The organism is Streptomyces sp. NBC_00726 (genome assembly GCF_045161735.1).
Classification (GTDB): Bacteria; Actinomycetota; Actinomycetes; order Streptomycetales; family Streptomycetaceae; genus Streptomyces.
In genome coordinates, this window is record NZ_CP108984.1 from 115413 (window position 1) to 132981 (window position 17569).

Here is a 17569-nt window from a genome sequence, read left to right on the forward strand (position 1 = left end):
CGTCTGCCTGACCGGGCGTCACCGTGGCCTGCCGTCAGCCGGGCCTGCCTCAGCCAAGGATGAGCGGGAACCGCGCCGCCGACCCGCCCAGGGCCGTCGTCTGCGCGGAGGTCGGCGCGCTGCGGCCCGTACCGATCCGCAGCGCGTCGGCGTCCGTGAGCGAGGCGGGGAACGCGGCGCCCGCGACGGCCTCCAGCGCGGTGCGGGCCACGGCCAGGGTCTCGGCGGGCGGTCCGGGGGCGGCGGGCAGGTGGGCCACGAGGTCGAGGTGGTGCAGGGTGCCTTCGAGGACGTACGCCGAGAGGTAGTCGGCGACCGTGAGGACCATGTCCTGCGTACGGACCCGGACGGCCGGGTCCGCGAGGCCGGCGGCGCGGACGGCCGCCGTGCCGACGTCGTCGATGTGGTGCTTGAGCCAGCGCGGTTCGCCGTACGCGGCCGCCAGCCGGGGGATCAGGGCGTCGAGCGGGTCATCGCCCGTCGGGGGTTCGGGCAGCAGGTCCCAGTACCCGGGCGCGTCGGTCGTGGCGGGCCCGTCGGCGGGGGTGACCAGGGTGATCAGGACGTCCTGCGCGTCGATGACCAGGTGACACACGAGGTCCCGGACGAGCCACCCCGCACAGCCCGAGGGTTTCCCGAAGTCCTCGTCGGGAAGAGCGGCGACGGCGTCGAGCAGTGCTGTCCAGGAACGTGAGAAGGGATGCATGGGGCCCACGCTAGGGCGTGCGCCCCATCCGTAGGGACAACCTCGTCGCCCCCTCAGCGCCCCGGCCAGGCGAGGTCGTCCACCGCGAGGAACGGTTCGGCGGCCAGGGTCGCCGGGGTGGACCCGGTGAACGCCATGACGTCGCGGTGCAGATGGGACTGGTCGGCGTACCCGGCGTCGGCGGCCACCCGGGCCGGGCCCTCGCCGGCGACCAGGCGGTGGGCGGCGTGGTCGAAGCGGAGCAGGGTCGCCGCACGCTTGGGCGGCAGGCCGAGCTGGCAGCGGAAGCGGGACCACAGCCGCTTGCGGCTCCAGCCGACGCCGGCGGCAAGCTCCTCGACCCGGGGCAGCCCATGCCCCTCGGTGAGCCGCCGCCAGACCCGGGCCACCTCCGGGTCCACCGCCGCGCCGGCCGCGTACCGACGGGTGATCAGCGCGTCCGCGAGCGCGAAGCGGACCTGCCAGGACGGGGCTTCGCCGAGCTGTTCGCGTATCCGGGACGCCTCACGGCCCCACAGAGCGTCCAGCGGGACGACCGCGCCGTCGAGCTCGGAGGGCGGCACGCCGAGGACCGCGCGGGCGATCACCGGGGACAGCCGCACCTGCACGCACTCCACGTTCTCCCCGCGCACCCGCACCGCTCCCCCGGAGCCGAGCCCGGGCCCGGCGACCAGGCAGCCGTGCTGCCGCTCACCGGCGGCGCCGTCGAGAACGGGCGTGCCGGCGCCGAATTCGAGGAGCAGCGTCACCGCGGGGTGCGGCACCATGCGCAACGCGTCCAGGGCGCGCACGCCGAATCCGGCCATGGTGACTCCGGCCACCCGGCTCGGCCGCTGCGGACGGGCGACGTCCCACACAGCCGTACCGTGCGTGAACGTGTTCACCCCTCCATGCTACGAGCACCTGCGGGAGCATTCGTTCAATACGCGGGCGGGGCCCGCCGGGACAGTGAGGGCATGACTGCTTCCAGGACCACCGAATCGTCGCTCCTCACGCTGGACGACGGCGACACCCTCCAGGTCTGCCAGGACGGGCCGCGCGAGGCCCCCGTGCTCCTGCTGATCCACGGCTCGGCCTCCTCGGCCCGCTCGTGGGACGCGCTGGTGCCCCTGCTGACGGCGCCCGGGACCCACCGCGTCGTACGGATCGATCTGCTCGGGCACGGCGGGTCGGACAAGCCGGACGACGGCCGTTACGCGATCCCGGACCAGGCCCGGCGGACCGGCGAGGTGCTGGACCGGCTCGGTGCCGGGCGGGCCGTGGTGGTGGGCCATTCCAGCGGCGGGGTGACCGCGACGGCCCTCGCCGAGGAGCGCCCCGGGCTGGTGTCCGCCGTGGTGCTCGTCAACACCGGGCCGAGCCTGGGCGCCTTCATCGCCACCGGCTCCGGCGCCGCCGCCCCCGCGCAGTGGCCGCCGAGCGACGAGCAGATCCGGCAGTTCGCGAGCACGGCCTTCAGCCGCCCCGGCTACCGGGTGCCGGACGCGCTGCTCGGCGAGGTCCGCGCCATGACGCCGCACTCCTTCGCGGCCACCATGCGGGCCACCCGCGCCTATCTGGAGGAACGGGCGCTGCCGGAGCGCGCCTGGCGGTGGCCGGGAAGCCGCTGCTGGTGCTCTTCGGTGAGGACGACCGCCGCTGGCGCTCCTCGTCCGCCGCCGACTACCACGCCGTCCCGGGCGCCCGGGTGGAACTGCTGCCGGGTCTCGGGCACTCGCCGATCCTGGAGGACCCGCCCCGGGTCGCGGGCCCGCTGCTGGACTTCGCCGCGCTGCACGGCTGAGGGGAGGACATCGTGCGGATTCTCGTGTCCGGGGCCGGGATCGCCGGTCCGGTGCTCGCCCACTGGCTCGTCCGGTACGGCTTCGAGGTCACCGTCGTGGAGCGCGCCCCGGCGCCGCGCATGGCCGGCGGCCATGCGGTCGACCTGTTCCGGCCCGCCGTGGACATCTCGGAGCGGATGGGGGTGCTGCCGCGCATCGAGGAGCGGGCCACCGGCACGGACCGGCTGAGCATCTTCCGGGAGGGCGCCCGGCGGCCCGTCCGGGCGGACCTCGCCAAGATCTACGGCGGCGCCTCCGACCGGCACGTCGAAATCATCCGCGACGACCTGACGACGATCTACTACGACGCCACCCGCGACGACGTCGAGTACGTCTTCGGCGATTCGGTCGCCTCGGTGGCCCCCGGGGGCGCCACCGGGTGCGAGGTGACGTTCGAGCGGGCCGCGCCCCGGCGCTTCGATCTCGTCGTGGGCGCGGACGGGCTGCACTCCACCGTGCGCCGCCTCGTCTTCGGCGCGGACGCGGGCCGCAGCTCCTTCCTCGGCGCCTACTTCGCGGTGCTGGGCCTGCCGAACGTCTCCGGCCTGGACGGGGAGTTGCTGATGCACGTCGGGGTGGGGCGCACCGCCGGGGCGTACGGGGCACGCCATCTGGCCGACGCCCGGGTCCTGTTCCTGTTCCGGAGCGCGCGCGAACTCGCCTGGGACCACCGGGACGTGCCCGGGCAGAAGGATCTGGTGCGCGGGGCGTTCGCCGGGCTGCACCCCCGGGTCGACGGGTGGCTGGCGGAGCTGGACCGTACGCCGGCGTTCTACTTCGACTCGATCAGCCGGCTCCGGATGGACGGCTGGTCGCGGGGGCGGGTGACGCTCGTCGGGGACGCGGGCTACTGCCCCGGTCCGGCGGTCGGCGGCAGCACCACGCTGGCCGTGGTCGGCGCGTACGTCCTGGCCGGGGAGCTGGCCCGCGCCGGCGGCGACCACGAGCGGGCGTTCCCCGCGTACGAGCGGGTGATGGCGGAGCACGTACGCGGCAGCCGCGCGGTCGCGTCGAGCGCGGCGCGGACGCTGATCCCCACGTCGCGGCTGGGCGGCTGGGGCCTGGCGCAGGGCGCCCGCCTGGTCTCCGCCCTGCCGGCGGGCCCGGGCCGCGCACTGCTCCGTCTCACGACGCGCAGCGCGCGGCTCTACAACGCGATGCCCGTCGAGGACTACGCCCTCGGAGAACCACCGGCCCCTGTATGACGCACGCCACAATCGCCCCATGTCACATCCGGGGCCCCCGCCCCCGTCCCCTGGTCGTCAGCAACGGACGAACGAAGGGGCCGGTTACGCGGGTATGGCGGCGGCCGTGCAGCCGGCGGCCCGGACGGGGAAGCGGCGGGACGCGGTGCGGGTGACCGTGGTGAACGCGCAGGAGCCTGGAGGGCACGGGCGCGCGGTTCAGCTGCTCGCCGGCCGGCTGAAGGCCCTCGGCCGCGACGGCGGCGCCGTGGCCGTCGTCGGCACCGGGCTCACCGGCATCGAGCCGGCGGCGGAGCTCAACGGCGGTCCCGGGCTCGTGTTCAGCGGCCCGGACCGCGTGATCGCCACCATGGCCTTCGACTTCGACGCGCAGGGGCGTATCACCGCGATCCATAACGTGGCCAACCCGGACAAGCTGCGGGCGGTCGCCGAGGGGATCGCGTACGGCATCGGGGGCACGGCAGCCCTCACCCTCACCCTCACCCTTACCTTCACCCTCGCCCGATCGGGTCGAAAACCGGCGGCTCCGCGCCGCCTTCCGCGCCTGCCGGTGCGACGGCTACAAGATCGTTAGCGAGCCGCCACCGGCTCGGCGGAGCGCGCCCGGGCACGTCATGGCGCCACGTCACCGACACGGCCGGGCCTCGGCCCGGACCCGTACGAAGGAGATCCCGTGATCGCACAGGGCAAGCGAATCCTCGGCTCCCTGGCCATGGCATTCGCCGCCGCGGCCTCGCTGACCGTCGCCGTCCCCGTAGGGTCCGCCTACGCCATCGACCACGTGGAGTGCGTCGGCGGCGCGGACTTCCTGAAGATCTACTCCCACCTCGACGGCCGGCAGAGCGTCGACTGCTACGCCAACGCGGGCAGGACCGACTTCGGCGGCTGGTGGGCCGACCGGATCGTCACCGGCAACAACGACCTCATCTACTACGACGTCAACGGCGACTCCGTCCGGATCAACCGCTGGACGGACATCACGTTCCCGAACAACCCGCCCCGGATCAAGAGCATCCAGATCCTCTGAGCGCCCGGAAGTGAACCACTGGTCACCGCCGTTGAACGAACGGCGGTGACCGTCACCGTCAGACCACGTCGAACTCGTTGCCCTCCGGGTCCAGCATGGCGGTGGCGTAGAAGTCCATCTCCGGCAGCTCCCTGACCTGCGCCACTGTGGCACCGGCCCCGACCAGCCGCGCCACCGCCGCGTCGACCCGCTGCTTGCGGACCTCCAGCGGAATGGCACGCCCCCCGCCGACCTTGAGGTCGAAGTGCCACCGGTTCTTGACCGCCTTCGCCTCCGGGACCTTCTGGAACCACACCCGCGGCCCGCGCCCGGCGGGATCGATGATCGACTCCGGTACGTCCCCCGAACCGGGCGGCAGCTCCTCCGCGGGCACCCCCATGTCCTCCCAGTAGGCACGCCAGCTCGCATGCCCCTCCGGCGGCGGCTCGGGGACGTACCCCAGAGCCTCGGCCCAGAAGGCCACCATCCGCTGCGGATCGGCACAGTCGATCGTCAGCTGCACGGTCATCTCGGGCACCGTCTCGGTCTCCATCTCCATCACCGGAGCATCCCAGACGGGTCTGACAACGGGGGCCCTCGAAGGCGGCTTGAGGGTCGGTCGTGAAGCTTCCCGACGCACCGGGTGAATCACCCGTACGCGCCGGGCCTGGTGCTTGAATCGCCTTGATCGGTACGGTATTTGACCCAGGGGGGCGGACTCCGCGATGCGGAAATCGTATTACGCAGCACACGTCTACATGATCGTCGGAGTGATCTCGGGACTCTTCTACCGGGAGTTCACGAAGGCCAAGGACTTCCACGGCGATACCCAGCTGGCGCTCATGCACACCCACCTTCTGGCGCTGGGCATGCTCGTCTTCCTGATCGTCCTCGGCCTGGACAAGGTCTTCGGGCTGTCCGGCTCGAAGCTGTTCACCGCGTTCTTCTGGTTCTACAACATCGGCATCGCCATCTCGACGGCGATGATGGGCGTCCACGGCATCCTGACGGTGCTCGGCCGCGATGAGGACCACATCGCGGAGGCCGTGCCGCTGACCGCCGGACTGGGCCACATCCTGCTGACCGTGGGACTGATCCTGCTGTTCATCCTGCTCGGCCGACGCGTGAACGAGCACGTGAAGCCGGCCACGGGGACGGTGGGCGCCGCCTGATTCCACATCTGGGGGCCTCGATTATTACGCCGTAATAATCGAGGCCCCCAGATCGCGCAACCGCTACCGCGCGGGCGCCTGGAACGTCACCTCCGGATTGCCCGGCGCCGGAGCGGTCGGCGGGGCCGAGGGGTCGTCGATGCCCAACTGCGCCCCGAGCAGCGGCAGGTCGGTGAAGGTGAAGTGACCGGCTCCGGCGACCGTGAGCCACCGCTTCCAGCCGTCGAGGCGCGGCCAGTCAGGTCACGCGCCGCGTAGTACGCGTGCAGCGCGGCCTCGCTGCCGGAGCCCAGGGCGGTCATGATGCGCTGATAGCGCGCGGAACGGAGGTCGCCGGCGACGAGGACGCGGGGGTGCTGGTCGGCGGGGGCGCAGTAGCCGCCGGGGCCCCGGACCAGGTCGCCCGGCGGGGCGACGGGCGCGCTGCCGAGGCTGAGGAAGACGGCGTCCGCGGCGAGTTTCCGCCGTAGGTCCTCCGGGGCTGTCACCTCCCCCGCCCCCGAGAGCGTCAGGTGTTCGACGGGGACGAGTGCGACCCGGGGGTCGTCGCGGATCTCGTCCGTCTTGTACGCGTCAGCCGGCGGGTACGCCACGATCAGGCGGGTGCCGGTGTCCGGGCGGGCACGCAGGAAGGTCCCGATCGGCCGGTCGCCGCCGAGCACGAGGAGGGTCCGCCCGTCCTCCGCCTCCGCCTCCGCCCGCCACAGCGGCGGAAGGGTGAGCCCGTCCGGTGCGGTGATCCAGGGAACGTCGCCCGGCTGGAGCGGCCCGACGCCGGTGGCGACGACGGTGTACGGGGCGGTGAGGCGGGCTCCGGTGTCGAGTGTGGCGGTCACATGGTCGTCGCCGGCGCGCAACTCCTTCACGTAACAACCGAGTTCGAGCCGGCACAGCTCCGTGCCCGTGATCTCCGCCGTGATGGCCTCGGCGAGCGCGGGGCCGCTGGTATGGCCGCCGAGCACGTTGTCGAGCGCCGGGACGCGGTAGAGATTCCGGCACAGCCGGTCCGGCTCGACCAGCACCGTACGCAGCCCGGCCCCGGCGGCCATCCGAACGGCGGCACAGCCGGCGGGCCCGCCGCCGATGACGAGCAGGTCGGTGTCGTACAGCGTGTCGCCCATGGGGCTATTCCAGCACCAAGCGCCCCGGGGACTCCGGCCACCGGGCGCTCCCGGATGCGGCCCGGCGCGGGCTGCTGGACTGCGTCGCGGAGCTGATCGACGGGCGGTACGGGGGCCGGGTGACGAAGCGTTACCTCATCGAGCTGGGGGTCTCCCGCAGGCGGTGACCGCTACTCGCTCAGGCCCGCGATCCCCCAGCCCCGGCGGGCGGCCTCGGCCAGGACATCGCCCCAGTCGGCCAGGAGGCGCACGAAGCTGTCGAAGTCGCTGAACCGGAACTCCATGGAGTGCTCATCGAAGGGCGCGCGGAGCTCATCGAGCCGGGGCCGTACGCGCTCCCAGGTCGCGAGCAGTTCCCGTACACCCTCCGGGGACTCCGCGACCAGCAGGCCGTGACTCCCGGGGAAGAAGTCGCGGCCCTCGTCCGGCCCCTCGTCGTCGTAGTCGGGCCCGTCCCAGAACAGCCCGCCGAGCAGCGTGTCCAGCTCCGCCCGCACGGCCGTGTCGACGTGGTCGCGTGCCTTCTCCCACAACTGCCCCGCCCAGAAGTGCGGCTTGTACGAGCCCATGGTGCCGGGGAACTCGTACACGCCGAAGTGCGTGCTGTGCGGCCCGCGCGGCCACTCCCACCCGTCGTCGGGCCCGTCGTGGTCCCACAGCCCGGTCGCCTCGTCGTACCAGGCGTCCCGCAGGCGTGGCAGCCGCTCGCGGGGCGGGGCCTCGGCCAGCCATGACCAGTCGGCGATCAGCGTGTTGAGGTCGACGCCCATGGCGTAACCCTATCGGCGCCGGGCGACAATAAACCGGACAAAGTGTCCGCTTATTTCGGGGACTGCCGTAGGCTGAGCCCGTGGTGGAGATGAGGGAACGTGCGGACGCGGCGCGCAATCGCGCCAAGGTGCTCGCGGCGGCGGCCAGGCTGTTCGAGACCAGGGACCCCCTGACCGTCACGATGGAGGACATCGCCCGTACGGCCGGCGTCGGCCGGGGCACGCTCTACCGCCGCTACCCGGACGTGACGTCCATCGCGGTGGCCCTGCTGGACGAGCACGAACGGTTCCTCCAGGACGAACTGCTGCGCGGCGCCCCGCCCCTGGGCCCCGGCGCCCCGCCCGCCGAACGGCTCACCGCGTTCTTCTCGGCCATGGTCGACCTGCTGGACCGGCACAGCCATCTGATCCTGGGCGCCGAATCCGGCGCGAGGCGCCTCTCGGTGGGCGCGTACGGCTTCTGGCGCGCCCATGTCCTGACCCTCCTCCGCCAGGCGGGCACGCCGGACCCGGAGGCCCTGGCGGACAGCCTGCTCGCACCGCTGGCCGCGGAGGTGTTCCTGCATCAGCGGGACCGGGGGGTGACCCCGGACCGGCTGAAGGCGGCGCTGGGGCGGTTGGCGGGGGTGGTGGTGGGGTAACGGGCCCCGCCGCGCTTGCCAGTGGCCGCTGTGTCAGTGGCAGCCGGCACCATGCGCGCATCCATGCAAACGGCGCGGAGAAGAAGACCCTGTCGGCGTTCCTCGCGGCGCAACGAGCCGGCGCGCCGGCCATCGTGGACGGGCTCGACCCGCAGACACTGACCACAGCCGTCCTGCCCTCCGGCTGGACCCCCCTCGGGCTCATAGAACATCTGGGGCACGCGGAAAGGCACTGGTTCCAGGAGGTCGCCCTGGGCACGGCGGAACCATTGGACTGGCCCGATGACCACGCCCCGCTGACGACCCCGCGAACGCCGGAGGTGGTGTTCGCCTTCTACGAGGACCAGTGCCGCCGTTCCGACGCCGTGATCGCCCGCACCCCGCTGTCGGCACCCCCGCAGGGCCGCCACCCCGAACCCCTGGGCGACGAACTCGCCGACCTGCGCGGGATCATCCTGCACATGATCGAAGAGACCGCACGCCACGCCGGCCATCTGGACATCGCCCGCGAACTCCTCGACGGCCGAACGGGCCTCGGCCCCCGCTGAACGGGACGTTCCCGGAGCGGAGCGCGAACAGGTCGCCGTCGCCCTCGTCCAAGTTCCCCGCGTCCGCGAAGAAGAGGAGCGGGTCGAACGGCATGCAGACGGCCGTACCGGACCGAGCCGCTTCCACCGCCAACAGCCTAGGCACCGGCCTCCGCGGCGACGGCTCCGGGCGGTGGCCCCTCTCGTAACGCAGGGGCCACCGTTCTCGGGTCCGGATCAGCGATCAGCCGCTGAGGTCGGCGGTGAAGGCGGTCCACGCCGCCTCCGAGACGTTCAGGCCGGGGACGGCGATGTCCTTGGAGTCCCGGACTCGGACCGTGGCATCGACGGCGGCAAGGGCGACCTCGACGCAGGCACCACCGGAGTCGTTGCTGTACGAGGACTTGTTCGCGGCGGCCATCCACGCCGAGAGCGATGCGGCCCACGAGGACTGGCGCAGCGACTACGGCTCCCTGACCTACTCGCGCACCTCGGTGCCGACCCCGGTGGCCGTCGGAATGCGGCTCCTCATGCGCCGGCTCGGACTGCGGTACGGGGCGGCGGACTTTGTCGTTGGGCCAAGTGGCGGGTGGACGTTCCTTGAGGTCAACCCGTGCGGCCAATGGGACTGGATCCAAGGGGCGACCGATCTGCCGATCGCCGAGGCCATCGCGCACGATCTCGAAGGAGCGACCTGATGGACTGGAAGCCGTACGCCGCCTCGCTGGCGGCCGACGTGGCACACCCGGGGTCCGACTGGTGGGAGCCGGTCCGGGAGACGGCCCGGCATGTGCTGGTCGAGCGGTGGTTCGCGCCGGACGGGGGCGGGTGGCAGGCCGTCGACGGGCCTGCGGACGAGGGTGCCTGGGCTCGCGCCGCGTACACGAACCGCACGCTGGTCACCCAGGTGGGGGCCACGCACGCGGACCGGGCCGCTCCGGAGCAGATCCTGACCGGGCACCCCACGTCGTCCTCGACCGAGCCCGGGCTCGTCGTCTCGATGCTGAGGCACGGCCGTCTCTCGCCCGGCCTCCGACTGCTGGACCTGGCCACCGGGTCGGGGTACAGCGCTGCGCTGGCCTGCCATCGGCTGGGCGACGACCGGCTGGTGACCACGTTGGACGTCGATCCGTACCTGACCCGGGCGGCGGCCGAACGGCTCGACCGGATCGGCCGGCACCCGGTCGTCGTCACGACCGACGGGACCGGCGAACTGCCCGGCACCTTCGACCGGATCGTCTCCATGGTGTCGGTGCCCCGTATCCCAGCGACCTGGCTCTCAGCCCTCGCACCCGGCGGCCGCCTCGTCACGACCATCACGGGCACCGGCCTGATCATCACGGCCGACAAGACGGAGGACGGCGGTGCGCGCGGGCGGGTCGAGTGGGACCGGGCGGCGTTCATGGCCACGCGTACGGGCGCCGCGTATCCGCCCCCGCTGAACGAGCTCTTCGCGAGCAGCGCCGAGGAGGACGGCGAGACGAGCGTGTCGCCGTTCCCGGTGCTCGACGTCATGCGGGCGTGGGAGGTGTGGTCCATGCTGACTCTGCTCGCCCCAGGCATCGAGCACCGCACCGGCACCGGGCCCGGCGGCAGCCGCATGGCGTGGATGCTCCACCCCGACGGTTCCTGGGCCCGCGCCACCACCCACCCCGGCGCCCGTACCGCCACCGTCCACCAAGGCGGCCCGCGCCGACTGTACGACCTGCTCGACGGGGTGCGGTGGCGGTGGATCGAGGAAGGCGAGCTGCCGGTGTACGGGGCGGAGGTCACCGTCGCCCCGGAGGGCGTCACGACGCTGACGCGTGGAGGGTGGACGGCGGTGCTGTAGGGGCGTCGGGGCGTGGCGCTACGGATCGATCCGTCCGGTCAGCCGCCAGTCGAGGTACGCCCGGCCACAGAACGGAACCTGAGACGTGCGTCAGCATCGGCTCCGGCGTGCGGAGGTACCTGAGCCGCTCGGCCCCCCGGGCCGAGCGGCGGAGCCCGACACGGTGATCAGCCACTCTCGCTGTTGCTTGTCCGTCACGGTCCGGGCCGCCCGAGACTCAGATCCGCTGACGCCCCCTACGGTCCGAGGGTTCCCACGAACCCGCACGCGAAGCAGCCGTAACCAGACCTTCGAGCGGGGGCAGCGGCGTGTCGGTGCTTGATCGGGGATGTTCTGAGCGGTATCACGCGCGCGCACGCTCTATAGAGAAGAGCCAGGCATTTCCGCAGGTCAGAGCGTTGCGCGCAAAAAGATATGTCAGTCCTGGACTGACATATCTCAGACTCGACGTCAGCTGCTCCTGACCCATCGACGGCGTTTCGTGGCAATAGTGCCACGAAACTCCAAGAGGTGCGTCAGTTGTCGCCCAGGCGTAAAACCAGGCCGAGCATCGGACCAGGACTGACGTTCGATTTGTGTTCGTGGCACTATTGCCGGGTTTTCGTGTCACTAATGCCACGGATCTCGATAGAGTTCTGCCGTCACGATGGCCAGGGAAGGCAGCGACCCCATGAGTTCAGGGCCTCTGAACAGCGGCACAGCGTCCAAGTTGCCCGGCGTGCCGTACCCGCGTCGGCGTCGCCCGAAGCCTCCGCCTACCGCGTACACCCGAGCCCTGGGTTCCACGATCGAATTACCGGCCGGGCATGCCGCCCAGGTCTACCCGATCGGAGCCAGCACCGGCTTCATCGGCGAGGCGTTCTCCATGGACAGCCTGGAGTTCATGCGCTGGGCCGCCGTGCACTACGACAGCGACCGATTCGTACTCGTCGTACTGTTCACCCTCATGGGATCGCAGAAGCCGGGAGGACTGATCGAGGCAACCCACGAGGACGTGGGGAGAGGCGTTCCAAGGCGGGTGCGGGTATGGGCGAAAGGGTGGAGCAACTCGACCTGCTGCGCGAGATCATGGAGGACCCGGACGCGCCCGGCGCGTTCCGGGCGATGGCCGCTCCCGGCGCGAGACTTGAAGCGCGCAAAGGGGCGAACAGGGAAAGGAAGACCACGTCATGATGCCCGCTGCCGAGGAATGGGTTCCGCGCCGCAACGTGCTGTGGGGCAGCTTCAACGGCCTCGCGTACGTGCCCCGGCTTCCTCCCACCGCGTATGCCCTGCTGCTGCACATGATGACCGAGCAGGAACCTGGCGGGCTCGTGGCCGCCACGCACGAGGAGTTCGCCGTCGGCCTCGCCATGGAACGCGGCATGATCAGCCGCGCCATGCCGCACCTGGTCGCTGCCCGCCTCGTCACCGTCATCCGACGTGGCCGCTTCCGACTGCACCCGATGATCGCCGCGTTCAATGACCCCCGCGAGCAACAGCGCGCCATCAAAGCCACGCCGGATGACATGCGACTCGACCTCGGTGACTTCGAGGACGCATACGAACGCCGCTTCCAGCTCCACCTGGACGAAAAGGCCCGCAAGGCCGAAGCCAGGGCCAAGGGAAACGTCACGCCCATGACCAGGAAAAGCCGTCTCAAGGCCGTCCACTGATATCAGCCCCGATGCCGTTCACGTGCGAAGGATCGCCTCTCGTTCACTGCCCGACCGCCCACCCCGGCACCCAGCTCCCCGCCGCCCCGTGCTCCCCCGCCGCCTCCAGGTGTGCCCGGAGCGTCGCCAGTCCCGGGTGCGGGTTGTCGCGGTGCCAGAGGAGGGAGTGGGGGTAGACCGGGGTCGGGTCGGTGAGGGGGATGCGGCGGAGGGCGTGGGTGTCGGGCCAGATGAGGCGGGCGTGTTCGCCCATGAACGTGGCCAGGGACGGGGTGTCCGCGATGGTGTCCAGCAGGACGTCCGAGCCGAAGTTCGGGCCCGTCGCCTCGATCGTGAGGGCGAATTCCGCGGCCAGGTCGTCGTAGTAGGCGCCCCACTCCGTGCCGGGGGCGATGCCGGGCATCCAGATGCGGTGGCCCACCAGGTCGGTGAGGGTCACCGAGGGGGCGTCGGCCAGGGGGTGGGCGGGGCCGGTGAGGAGTTGGAGGGGTTCGTCCAGGACGCGGGCTGACTCGATGTCGTCGGGGAGGGGGTGGCCGGGGGCGGCCACCGCGCGGAATGTCGCGTCGAGTTCGCCGGAGCGGAGCGCGGCGACGGCCGTGTCCATGCTGACCAGCATCATCACGTCCAGGGCGATCCCGGGGTGCGCGTGGTGGAAGGCGCGCATCAGGCTCGACTGCGCGGTGCGGGACGCGATCACGTCGACGCGGAGCGGGCGGCTGCCGGGGCGTACGGACGCGCTCGCGCGCTCGGCCGTACGCAGCAGCTCGCGCGCGTGGGGCAGGAACGCCCGGCCGTCGATGGTGAGCTCGGCGCCACGCGGAGCGCGGGTGAACAGCCGTACGCCGAGGGCCGCCTCCAGCGCGGCGATCCGCTTCGACACGGCCTGCTGGGTGACCGACAGGTCCGCCGCGGCCTTCTGGAACCCGCCCGCTTCCGTGACGGCGACGAAGGTGCGTACTGCTTGGAGGTCCACGAGGAGAGAGCGTACTGATCATGGGCTTGACCCTGACATCGTGTGAGGCCCTGCACTGGAGTCGTCATGTTGACCATCGGAGAATTCGCCAGATACGGCCAGGTGTCGATCCGCATGCTGCGGCACTACGACGCCCTCGGCCTGCTGCACCCGCAGCGCACCGACCCGGCCAGCGGCTACCGCTATTACGGTGCCGGCCAGCTCGCCCGCCTCAATCGCATCGTCGCGCTCAAGGAACTCGGCTTCACCCTGGAACAAGTCGGCACCATCGTCGACGAGCAGGTGAACGCCGATGAGCTGCGCGGCATGCTCCGCCTGCGCCAGGCGGAGCTGGAGACGGAGAGGGCGGCCGCGCAGGCACGGCTGGGCCAGGTGGAGGCGAGGCTCCGGACGATCGAGAGTGAGGGACGTATGCCCGCGAACGACGTGGTGATCAAGAGCCTGCCCGGCCAGTGGGTGGCGGAGCTGTCGGCGACCGCCCAGAGCTGGGAGCCCGCGCACATCGGGCCCGTGATCGGTCCGCTCTTCGACCGGCTGTGCCGGCTGACGGACGCCGCATCGGTGCGGCCGGCCGGTCCGGGTGTCGCCTATTACGAGGACGCCCCCGAGGGCGGCGGCGCGATCACGGTGCACGCCGCCCTGCCGGTCGACCCGGACGCGGTGCCCCGGGACCAGGAGTTCTCCGTCGTCCACCTGCCGGGGGTGGCCGAGGCTGCCACGATCGTGCACCGCGGACCGATGGAGGGCGAGATGCTGGCCACCGAGCAGCTGCTGGTCCGCTGGCTTGAGGACAACGACCGCCGGCAGGTGGGCTACGTCCGCGAGGTCTCGCTGTCCTGCCCGCCGGACGACCGCTCGCAGTGGGTCACGGAGCTCCAGGCGGTGCTGGACCGCTAGCGGAAGGCCGCCACTGATGCGGTTGGTGCACAACCTGTGGTTGTGCACCAACCGGTCACTGGTTGTTTGACCTGGGGTTCTCGTACGCGATTGGCTCTCACCCGTCACTTTTCGGTTGTCAGGGTGAGGTGTGGTGGGCAGGAGAGCGCTGGGCCGGCCGTTCGGCCTGCTGTGGGCCGCGTACGCCGTGAGCGCGTACGGGTCGGGGCTCGGGTTCGGGGCGCTGCCGCTGCTCGCCGTGCTCGTGCTGGACGCCGGGCCCGCCCAGGTGTCCGCGCTGTCGGCGGTCGGGCCCGCCGTGGGGGCGCTGATCGCGGTGCCGCTCGCGCCCTGGGTGGAGTTCCGGCGTAAGCGGCCCGTCATGATCGGGATGGACCTGGTCCGGTTCGCGGCCATGGCGTCGATCCCGGTCGCGTACGCCTTCGGGCTGCTCGGGTTCGTCCAGCTGCTGGTGGTGTCCACGGTGATCGCCGGGGCGAAGATCGCGTTCGGCGCGGCGAGCGGCGCGTATCTGAAGGCGCTCGTCCGCCGCGAAGACCTGCTCGTCGCCAACGCACGGTTCGAGTCCACGAACTGGAGCTCCATCGCGGTCGGCCCGCCCCTCGGCGGCGCGGCGATCGGGGTCTTCGGACCGGTCACCACGGTGGTGGCCGACGCGCTCGGCTATCTGCTCTCCGCGCTCGGCATCGCGGCGATCCGGGGCGGGGAGAAGGCACCACGGCTCAAGGAGGAGAGCCCGCTCGGGGCGGGCGCGCTGCTCGCCGGGTGGCGGCACATCTTCGGCCACCCCGTGCTGCGCGCGCTCTACCTCAACCAGGTCCTCGTCGGCGGCCTCATCATGGCCACCGAACCACTGCTGGCCGTGCTCCTGCTGCGCCGGCTCGGGTTTCCGCCCTGGCAGTACGGTCTCGCCTTCGCCGCTCCGTGTCTCGGCGGGCTCATCGGCTCGCGGCTGGCCCGCCGGGTCGTCGCCCGCTACGGCCGCGACCGGGTCTTCCGGACCGTGGGCACCCTGCGTGCGGTGTGGCTGATCGGGCTGGTGTTCGTACGGCCGGGTGTCGTCGGGCTCGTCACGGTGATGGCCGTCGAGCTGGCCATCATCGTCAACATGAGCCTGTACGGGCCGGTGCTCTCCACGTACCGGCTGGAACACACGCCGCAGCACCTCGTCGCCCGGATGCTCACCGCCTGGTCGATCGGACAGCAGGCGTCCATCGCCGCACTCACCGCGCTCGCCGGCCTCCTCGCCGACGCCACCGGCCCGCGCACGGGCCTCGCGGTCGCCGGCCTGCTCATCCTGGCCACCCCGCTCCTGCTCCCCCGACGGGAGCGGGCACCCCGGACGGCCCTCGATCTCAACCGGACTTGATCGCGACCGGACTTGATCTCAAGCGAACTTGAGGTTGCAGGATTCCCGGCATGGACACCGATACCGAAACACGCGCACACACCGCCGACCTCGAAGCGATCCGCGAGGTCGTCGCCACCGTCGAACGCTCCCAGCAGCGCAAGGACCCCGACGCGTTCCTGGCCCTCTTCCGGCCCGACGCGGTCTGGACGACGGCCCACGGCAAGGTCCTCATCGGCATCGACGCGATCTCCGCGTTCACCCGGACCGTGCTGCCCGCCGCCGACTGGGCCGGGCAGGTCACCTACGAGGTGGCCCACGTCCTCTTCATCCGCCCGGACGTCGCGGCGGTCAAGATCCGGCAGCGCTACCTGGCGCCGGAGGAGGAGAGCGAGGGCGCTCCGCTGTACGTGATGAGCCGGGGCGACGACGGACGGTGGCTGCTGACCGCCGGTCAGAACACGGAGGTCGTGACGGGCTGACCGGTCCGCGCCCGGTCAGCCCGCGAGGGCCTTTTCGAGGAGTGTGAACGACTTCGGCGTACCGCCCGGCTGCGGCTTGCCCTCCTTGCGGCCGGCCACGCGGTAGCCGGCGCCGAGGTAGTACGCGGTCAGGGGCTCGTTGCCCGCCAGGCAGTCCAGGCGCACCAGCGTCCGGCCAGTCTCGGCCACGCGGCGTTCGGCGGCGCGCAGGAGCCGGCGTCCCGTGCCGGGCGGGACGCTGCCGCGGTCCGCCATCAGCCGGTGCACGTAACCGGCCGGTGCCGGCTGCGGGCCCCAGGCGTCCTCGTCCTGCCACCACAGCTCCCAGGCGCCGACGGCCCGGCCGCCGGACTCCGCGAGCCACACCTCGCCGGTCTCCATGATCCGGCGGAAGTGGTCCTCGCCCAGTTCTCCGGGCTGCCACTGGCCGGTGACGCCCCGGGCGAGCAGCCGGCGGGCCGCGTCGTCGCGCAGCCGTACGAGAGAGGCGAGGTCGTCGCCACCGGCGAGACGGAAGCGCAGGTCGGTCGGGGCCAGGTCCTTCATGTCCCGATCTTCGCACGCGTGTACGCATGCGGCCTCGGGCGCGGGAGGTGGCGTCCTTCCGCGCCCGCCGGGCCTACCGCGTCTTCGGCGCGATGACCGAGAACGGCGCGCCCTGGGGGTCGGCCAGGACCGCCATGCGGCCGGCGACCATGTCGAAGGCGGGGGCCAGGACCGTGGCGCCCGCGCGGACGGCGGCGGCCTGGATGTCGTCCACGCTGTCCACGGCGAAGTACGGCTGCCAGTGCGGCGGGACGCCCGGCGGCAGCTTGCTCATGTCCATCATGCCGCCCACCGCCCGCCCGTCGACCTGGAACTCGACGTAGCCGGCGGCGCCCTCCATCTCGGAGGGGGTCGCCGTCACCGGCAGGGCGGCGGAGTAGAACGCGGACGCCGCGTCCGGGTCCGGGGTGGCCAGCTCGCTCCAGACCAGCGCGCCGTGCTCGTTGACGATGCCCGCGCCGCCGAAGGTGCCGGGCTGCCACAGGCCGAAGACGGCGCCCGCCGGGTCGGCGATCACGGCCATGCGGCCGAGGTCCATGACGTCCATCGGGGGGACGACGACCGTGCCGCCCGCGTCGGTGACGGACGTGAGCGTGGCGTCGATGGCATCGGTCGACAGATACGTCGTCCACACCGTCGGCGGCATCGGGTCCGGCACCGAGCCGTCCGGGTTCATCGCCTTCATGATCCCGGCGACCGGCTTGCCCTTGAGGGTGCAGACGGAGTAGCCGCCCTGCTCCGGCGGGCCCACCTCGCCCTGCCAGCCGAAGAGGTCGCAGTAGAAGTCGATGGCCGCCTGCTGGTCGGGGACCATCAGGTCGAGCCAGCAGGGGGTGCCGGGCCGGTAGGGATCGTTCATTTCG

The 17569-nt window shown here is 72.0% G+C and carries 21 protein-coding genes and 3 pseudogenes; 15 read left to right on the top strand and 9 right to left on the bottom strand.

Features of this window, described 5'->3' with window-relative positions; genetic code table 11:
• Positions 1–49: 49 nt before the first annotated feature.
• Positions 50–706 (bottom strand): maleylpyruvate isomerase N-terminal domain-containing protein, encoded by a 657-nt coding sequence (locus OG338_RS30010; RefSeq protein WP_331741736.1) that lies wholly within the window; start codon positions 704–706, stop codon positions 50–52.
• 53 nt (positions 707–759) lie between these two features.
• Positions 760–1590, bottom strand: a complete 831-nt coding sequence (locus OG338_RS30015) for an AraC family transcriptional regulator (protein WP_331741740.1) — start codon at positions 1588–1590, stop codon at positions 760–762.
• A 72-nt stretch (positions 1591–1662) separates the two neighbouring features.
• Here OG338_RS30015 and OG338_RS30020 point away from each other — a divergent pair.
• From OG338_RS30020 to OG338_RS30035, 4 genes and pseudogenes are all read left to right on the top strand, one after another.
• Positions 1663–2489, top strand: a pseudogene (locus tag OG338_RS30020) (alpha/beta fold hydrolase).
• A 12-nt stretch (positions 2490–2501) separates the two neighbouring features.
• The gene (locus tag OG338_RS30025) at positions 2502–3734 is read left to right on the top strand and encodes an FAD-dependent monooxygenase (RefSeq protein WP_331741743.1); all 1233 of its coding nucleotides are present in this window, start codon (positions 2502–2504) and stop codon (positions 3732–3734) included.
• 250 nt (positions 3735–3984) lie between these two features.
• Positions 3985–4188, top strand: a pseudogene (locus OG338_RS30030) (RNA polymerase subunit sigma-24); the annotation flags it as partial.
• A gap of 219 nt (positions 4189–4407) precedes the next feature.
• On the top strand, positions 4408–4761 hold the full coding sequence (locus tag OG338_RS30035) for a beta/gamma crystallin domain-containing protein (protein WP_161211803.1): 354 nt from the start codon (positions 4408–4410) through the stop codon (positions 4759–4761).
• A 58-nt stretch (positions 4762–4819) separates the two neighbouring features.
• Here OG338_RS30035 and OG338_RS30040 read toward each other — a convergent pair whose 3' ends face one another.
• On the bottom strand, positions 4820–5299 hold the full coding sequence (locus tag OG338_RS30040; RefSeq protein ID WP_331741748.1) for a VOC family protein: 480 nt from the start codon (positions 5297–5299) through the stop codon (positions 4820–4822).
• Positions 5300–5465: 166 nt separating this feature from the next.
• Between OG338_RS30040 and OG338_RS30045 the strand changes: the two genes are divergently transcribed.
• Positions 5466–5912 (top strand): DUF2871 domain-containing protein, encoded by a 447-nt coding sequence (locus OG338_RS30045; protein ID WP_331741751.1) that lies wholly within the window; start codon positions 5466–5468, stop codon positions 5910–5912.
• Positions 5913–5998: 86 nt separating this feature from the next.
• Here the strand turns inward: OG338_RS30045 and OG338_RS30050 are convergent, their stop codons facing one another.
• A complete protein-coding gene (locus tag OG338_RS30050; RefSeq protein WP_405940574.1) occupies positions 5999–7033 on the bottom strand; it encodes an NAD(P)/FAD-dependent oxidoreductase in 1035 nt (344 codons plus the stop codon).
• A gap of 32 nt (positions 7034–7065) precedes the next feature.
• On the opposite strand from OG338_RS30050, the pseudogene OG338_RS30055 reads away from it, so the two are divergent.
• Positions 7066–7200: pseudogene (locus tag OG338_RS30055) on the top strand (SAM-dependent methyltransferase); the annotation flags it as partial.
• Positions 7201–7203: 3 nt separating this feature from the next.
• Here OG338_RS30055 and OG338_RS30060 read toward each other — a convergent pair.
• A complete protein-coding gene (locus OG338_RS30060) occupies positions 7204–7803 on the bottom strand; it encodes a hypothetical protein (protein ID WP_331741754.1) in 600 nt (199 codons plus the stop codon).
• 89 nt (positions 7804–7892) lie between these two features.
• Between OG338_RS30060 and OG338_RS30065 the strand changes: the two genes are divergently transcribed.
• Both OG338_RS30065 and OG338_RS30070 read left to right on the top strand, forming a co-directional pair.
• Positions 7893–8444: a helix-turn-helix domain-containing protein gene (locus tag OG338_RS30065; protein ID WP_331741757.1), complete on the top strand. Its 552-nt coding sequence runs from the start codon at positions 7893–7895 to the stop codon at positions 8442–8444.
• Between the two features lie 59 nt (positions 8445–8503).
• Positions 8504–8992, top strand: coding sequence for a DinB family protein (locus OG338_RS30070; RefSeq protein WP_331742025.1), 489 nt, complete (start codon positions 8504–8506; stop codon positions 8990–8992).
• Positions 8993–9215: 223 nt separating this feature from the next.
• Here OG338_RS30070 and OG338_RS30075 read toward each other — a convergent pair whose 3' ends face one another.
• Positions 9216–9392 (bottom strand): DUF397 domain-containing protein, encoded by a 177-nt coding sequence (locus OG338_RS30075; protein ID WP_331741760.1) that lies wholly within the window; start codon positions 9390–9392, stop codon positions 9216–9218.
• Here OG338_RS30075 and OG338_RS30080 point away from each other — a divergent pair.
• The 4 genes from OG338_RS30080 (at position 9376) to OG338_RS30095 (ending at position 12457) form a co-directional block, all read left to right on the top strand.
• Entirely contained in the window at positions 9376–9669 is a 294-nt protein-coding gene (locus OG338_RS30080) for a hypothetical protein (RefSeq protein ID WP_331741763.1), read from the top strand. The two genes, OG338_RS30075 and OG338_RS30080, sit on opposite strands and share 17 nt — an antisense overlap.
• The gene (locus tag OG338_RS30085; protein ID WP_331741766.1) at positions 9669–10802 is read left to right on the top strand and encodes a protein-L-isoaspartate(D-aspartate) O-methyltransferase; all 1134 of its coding nucleotides are present in this window, start codon (positions 9669–9671) and stop codon (positions 10800–10802) included. The genes OG338_RS30080 and OG338_RS30085 overlap by 1 nt, the downstream gene beginning before the upstream one ends.
• Positions 10803–11840: 1038 nt before the next feature.
• Positions 11841–11975, top strand: coding sequence for a hypothetical protein (locus tag OG338_RS30090; protein ID WP_405940575.1), 135 nt, complete (start codon positions 11841–11843; stop codon positions 11973–11975).
• On the top strand, positions 11972–12457 hold the full coding sequence (locus tag OG338_RS30095) for a hypothetical protein (protein WP_331741772.1): 486 nt from the start codon (positions 11972–11974) through the stop codon (positions 12455–12457). Before OG338_RS30090 ends, OG338_RS30095 begins: the two co-directional genes overlap by 4 nt.
• Before the next feature lie 43 nt (positions 12458–12500).
• Here the strand turns inward: OG338_RS30095 and OG338_RS30100 are convergent, their stop codons facing one another.
• Positions 12501–13433: a LysR family transcriptional regulator gene (locus OG338_RS30100; RefSeq protein WP_331741775.1), complete on the bottom strand. Its 933-nt coding sequence runs from the start codon at positions 13431–13433 to the stop codon at positions 12501–12503.
• 66 nt (positions 13434–13499) lie between these two features.
• Between OG338_RS30100 and OG338_RS30105 the strand changes: the two genes are divergently transcribed.
• The 3 genes from OG338_RS30105 (at position 13500) to OG338_RS30115 (ending at position 16160) form a co-directional block, all read left to right on the top strand.
• Entirely contained in the window at positions 13500–14330 is an 831-nt protein-coding gene (locus OG338_RS30105) for a MerR family transcriptional regulator (RefSeq protein WP_331741778.1), read from the top strand.
• A gap of 133 nt (positions 14331–14463) precedes the next feature.
• Positions 14464–15699: an MFS transporter gene (locus OG338_RS30110; RefSeq protein WP_405940576.1), complete on the top strand. Its 1236-nt coding sequence runs from the start codon at positions 14464–14466 to the stop codon at positions 15697–15699.
• A gap of 50 nt (positions 15700–15749) precedes the next feature.
• Complete coding sequence (locus OG338_RS30115; RefSeq protein ID WP_331741784.1) at positions 15750–16160, top strand: SgcJ/EcaC family oxidoreductase; 411 nt, start codon at positions 15750–15752, stop codon at positions 16158–16160.
• A gap of 15 nt (positions 16161–16175) precedes the next feature.
• Here OG338_RS30115 and OG338_RS30120 read toward each other — a convergent pair whose 3' ends face one another.
• Complete coding sequence (locus OG338_RS30120) at positions 16176–16706, bottom strand: GNAT family N-acetyltransferase (RefSeq protein WP_331741787.1); 531 nt, start codon at positions 16704–16706, stop codon at positions 16176–16178.
• Between the two features lie 73 nt (positions 16707–16779).
• Complete coding sequence (locus tag OG338_RS30125; protein WP_331741790.1) at positions 16780–17565, bottom strand: VOC family protein; 786 nt, start codon at positions 17563–17565, stop codon at positions 16780–16782.
• Between the last annotated feature and the right edge of the window lie 4 nt (positions 17566–17569).

Excerpts from the sequence above, each read along its gene's own strand:
- OG338_RS30105 (WP_331741778.1), top strand. The coding sequence starts at position 13,500 with ATGTTGACCATCGGAGAATTCGCCAGATACGGCCAGGTGTCGATCCGC.
- OG338_RS30075 (WP_331741760.1), bottom strand. The coding sequence starts at position 9,392 with ATGGCCGCCGCGAACAAGTCCTCGTACAGCAACGACTCCGGTGGTGCC.
- OG338_RS30010 (WP_331741736.1), bottom strand. The coding sequence starts at position 706 with ATGCATCCCTTCTCACGTTCCTGGACAGCACTGCTCGACGCCGTCGCC.
- OG338_RS30050 (WP_405940574.1), bottom strand. The coding sequence starts at position 7,033 with ATGGGCGACACGCTGTACGACACCGACCTGCTCGTCATCGGCGGCGGG.
- OG338_RS30045 (WP_331741751.1), top strand. The coding sequence starts at position 5,466 with ATGCGGAAATCGTATTACGCAGCACACGTCTACATGATCGTCGGAGTG.
- OG338_RS30060 (WP_331741754.1), bottom strand. The coding sequence starts at position 7,803 with ATGGGCGTCGACCTCAACACGCTGATCGCCGACTGGTCATGGCTGGCC.
- OG338_RS30125 (WP_331741790.1), bottom strand. The coding sequence starts at position 17,565 with ATGAACGATCCCTACCGGCCCGGCACCCCCTGCTGGCTCGACCTGATG.
- OG338_RS30085 (WP_331741766.1), top strand. The coding sequence starts at position 9,669 with ATGGACTGGAAGCCGTACGCCGCCTCGCTGGCGGCCGACGTGGCACAC.
- OG338_RS30115 (WP_331741784.1), top strand. The coding sequence starts at position 15,750 with ATGGACACCGATACCGAAACACGCGCACACACCGCCGACCTCGAAGCG.
- OG338_RS30095 (WP_331741772.1), top strand. The coding sequence starts at position 11,972 with ATGATGCCCGCTGCCGAGGAATGGGTTCCGCGCCGCAACGTGCTGTGG.
- OG338_RS30040 (WP_331741748.1), bottom strand. The coding sequence starts at position 5,299 with ATGGAGATGGAGACCGAGACGGTGCCCGAGATGACCGTGCAGCTGACG.
- OG338_RS30065 (WP_331741757.1), top strand. The coding sequence starts at position 7,893 with ATGAGGGAACGTGCGGACGCGGCGCGCAATCGCGCCAAGGTGCTCGCG.
- OG338_RS30120 (WP_331741787.1), bottom strand. The coding sequence starts at position 16,706 with ATGAAGGACCTGGCCCCGACCGACCTGCGCTTCCGTCTCGCCGGTGGC.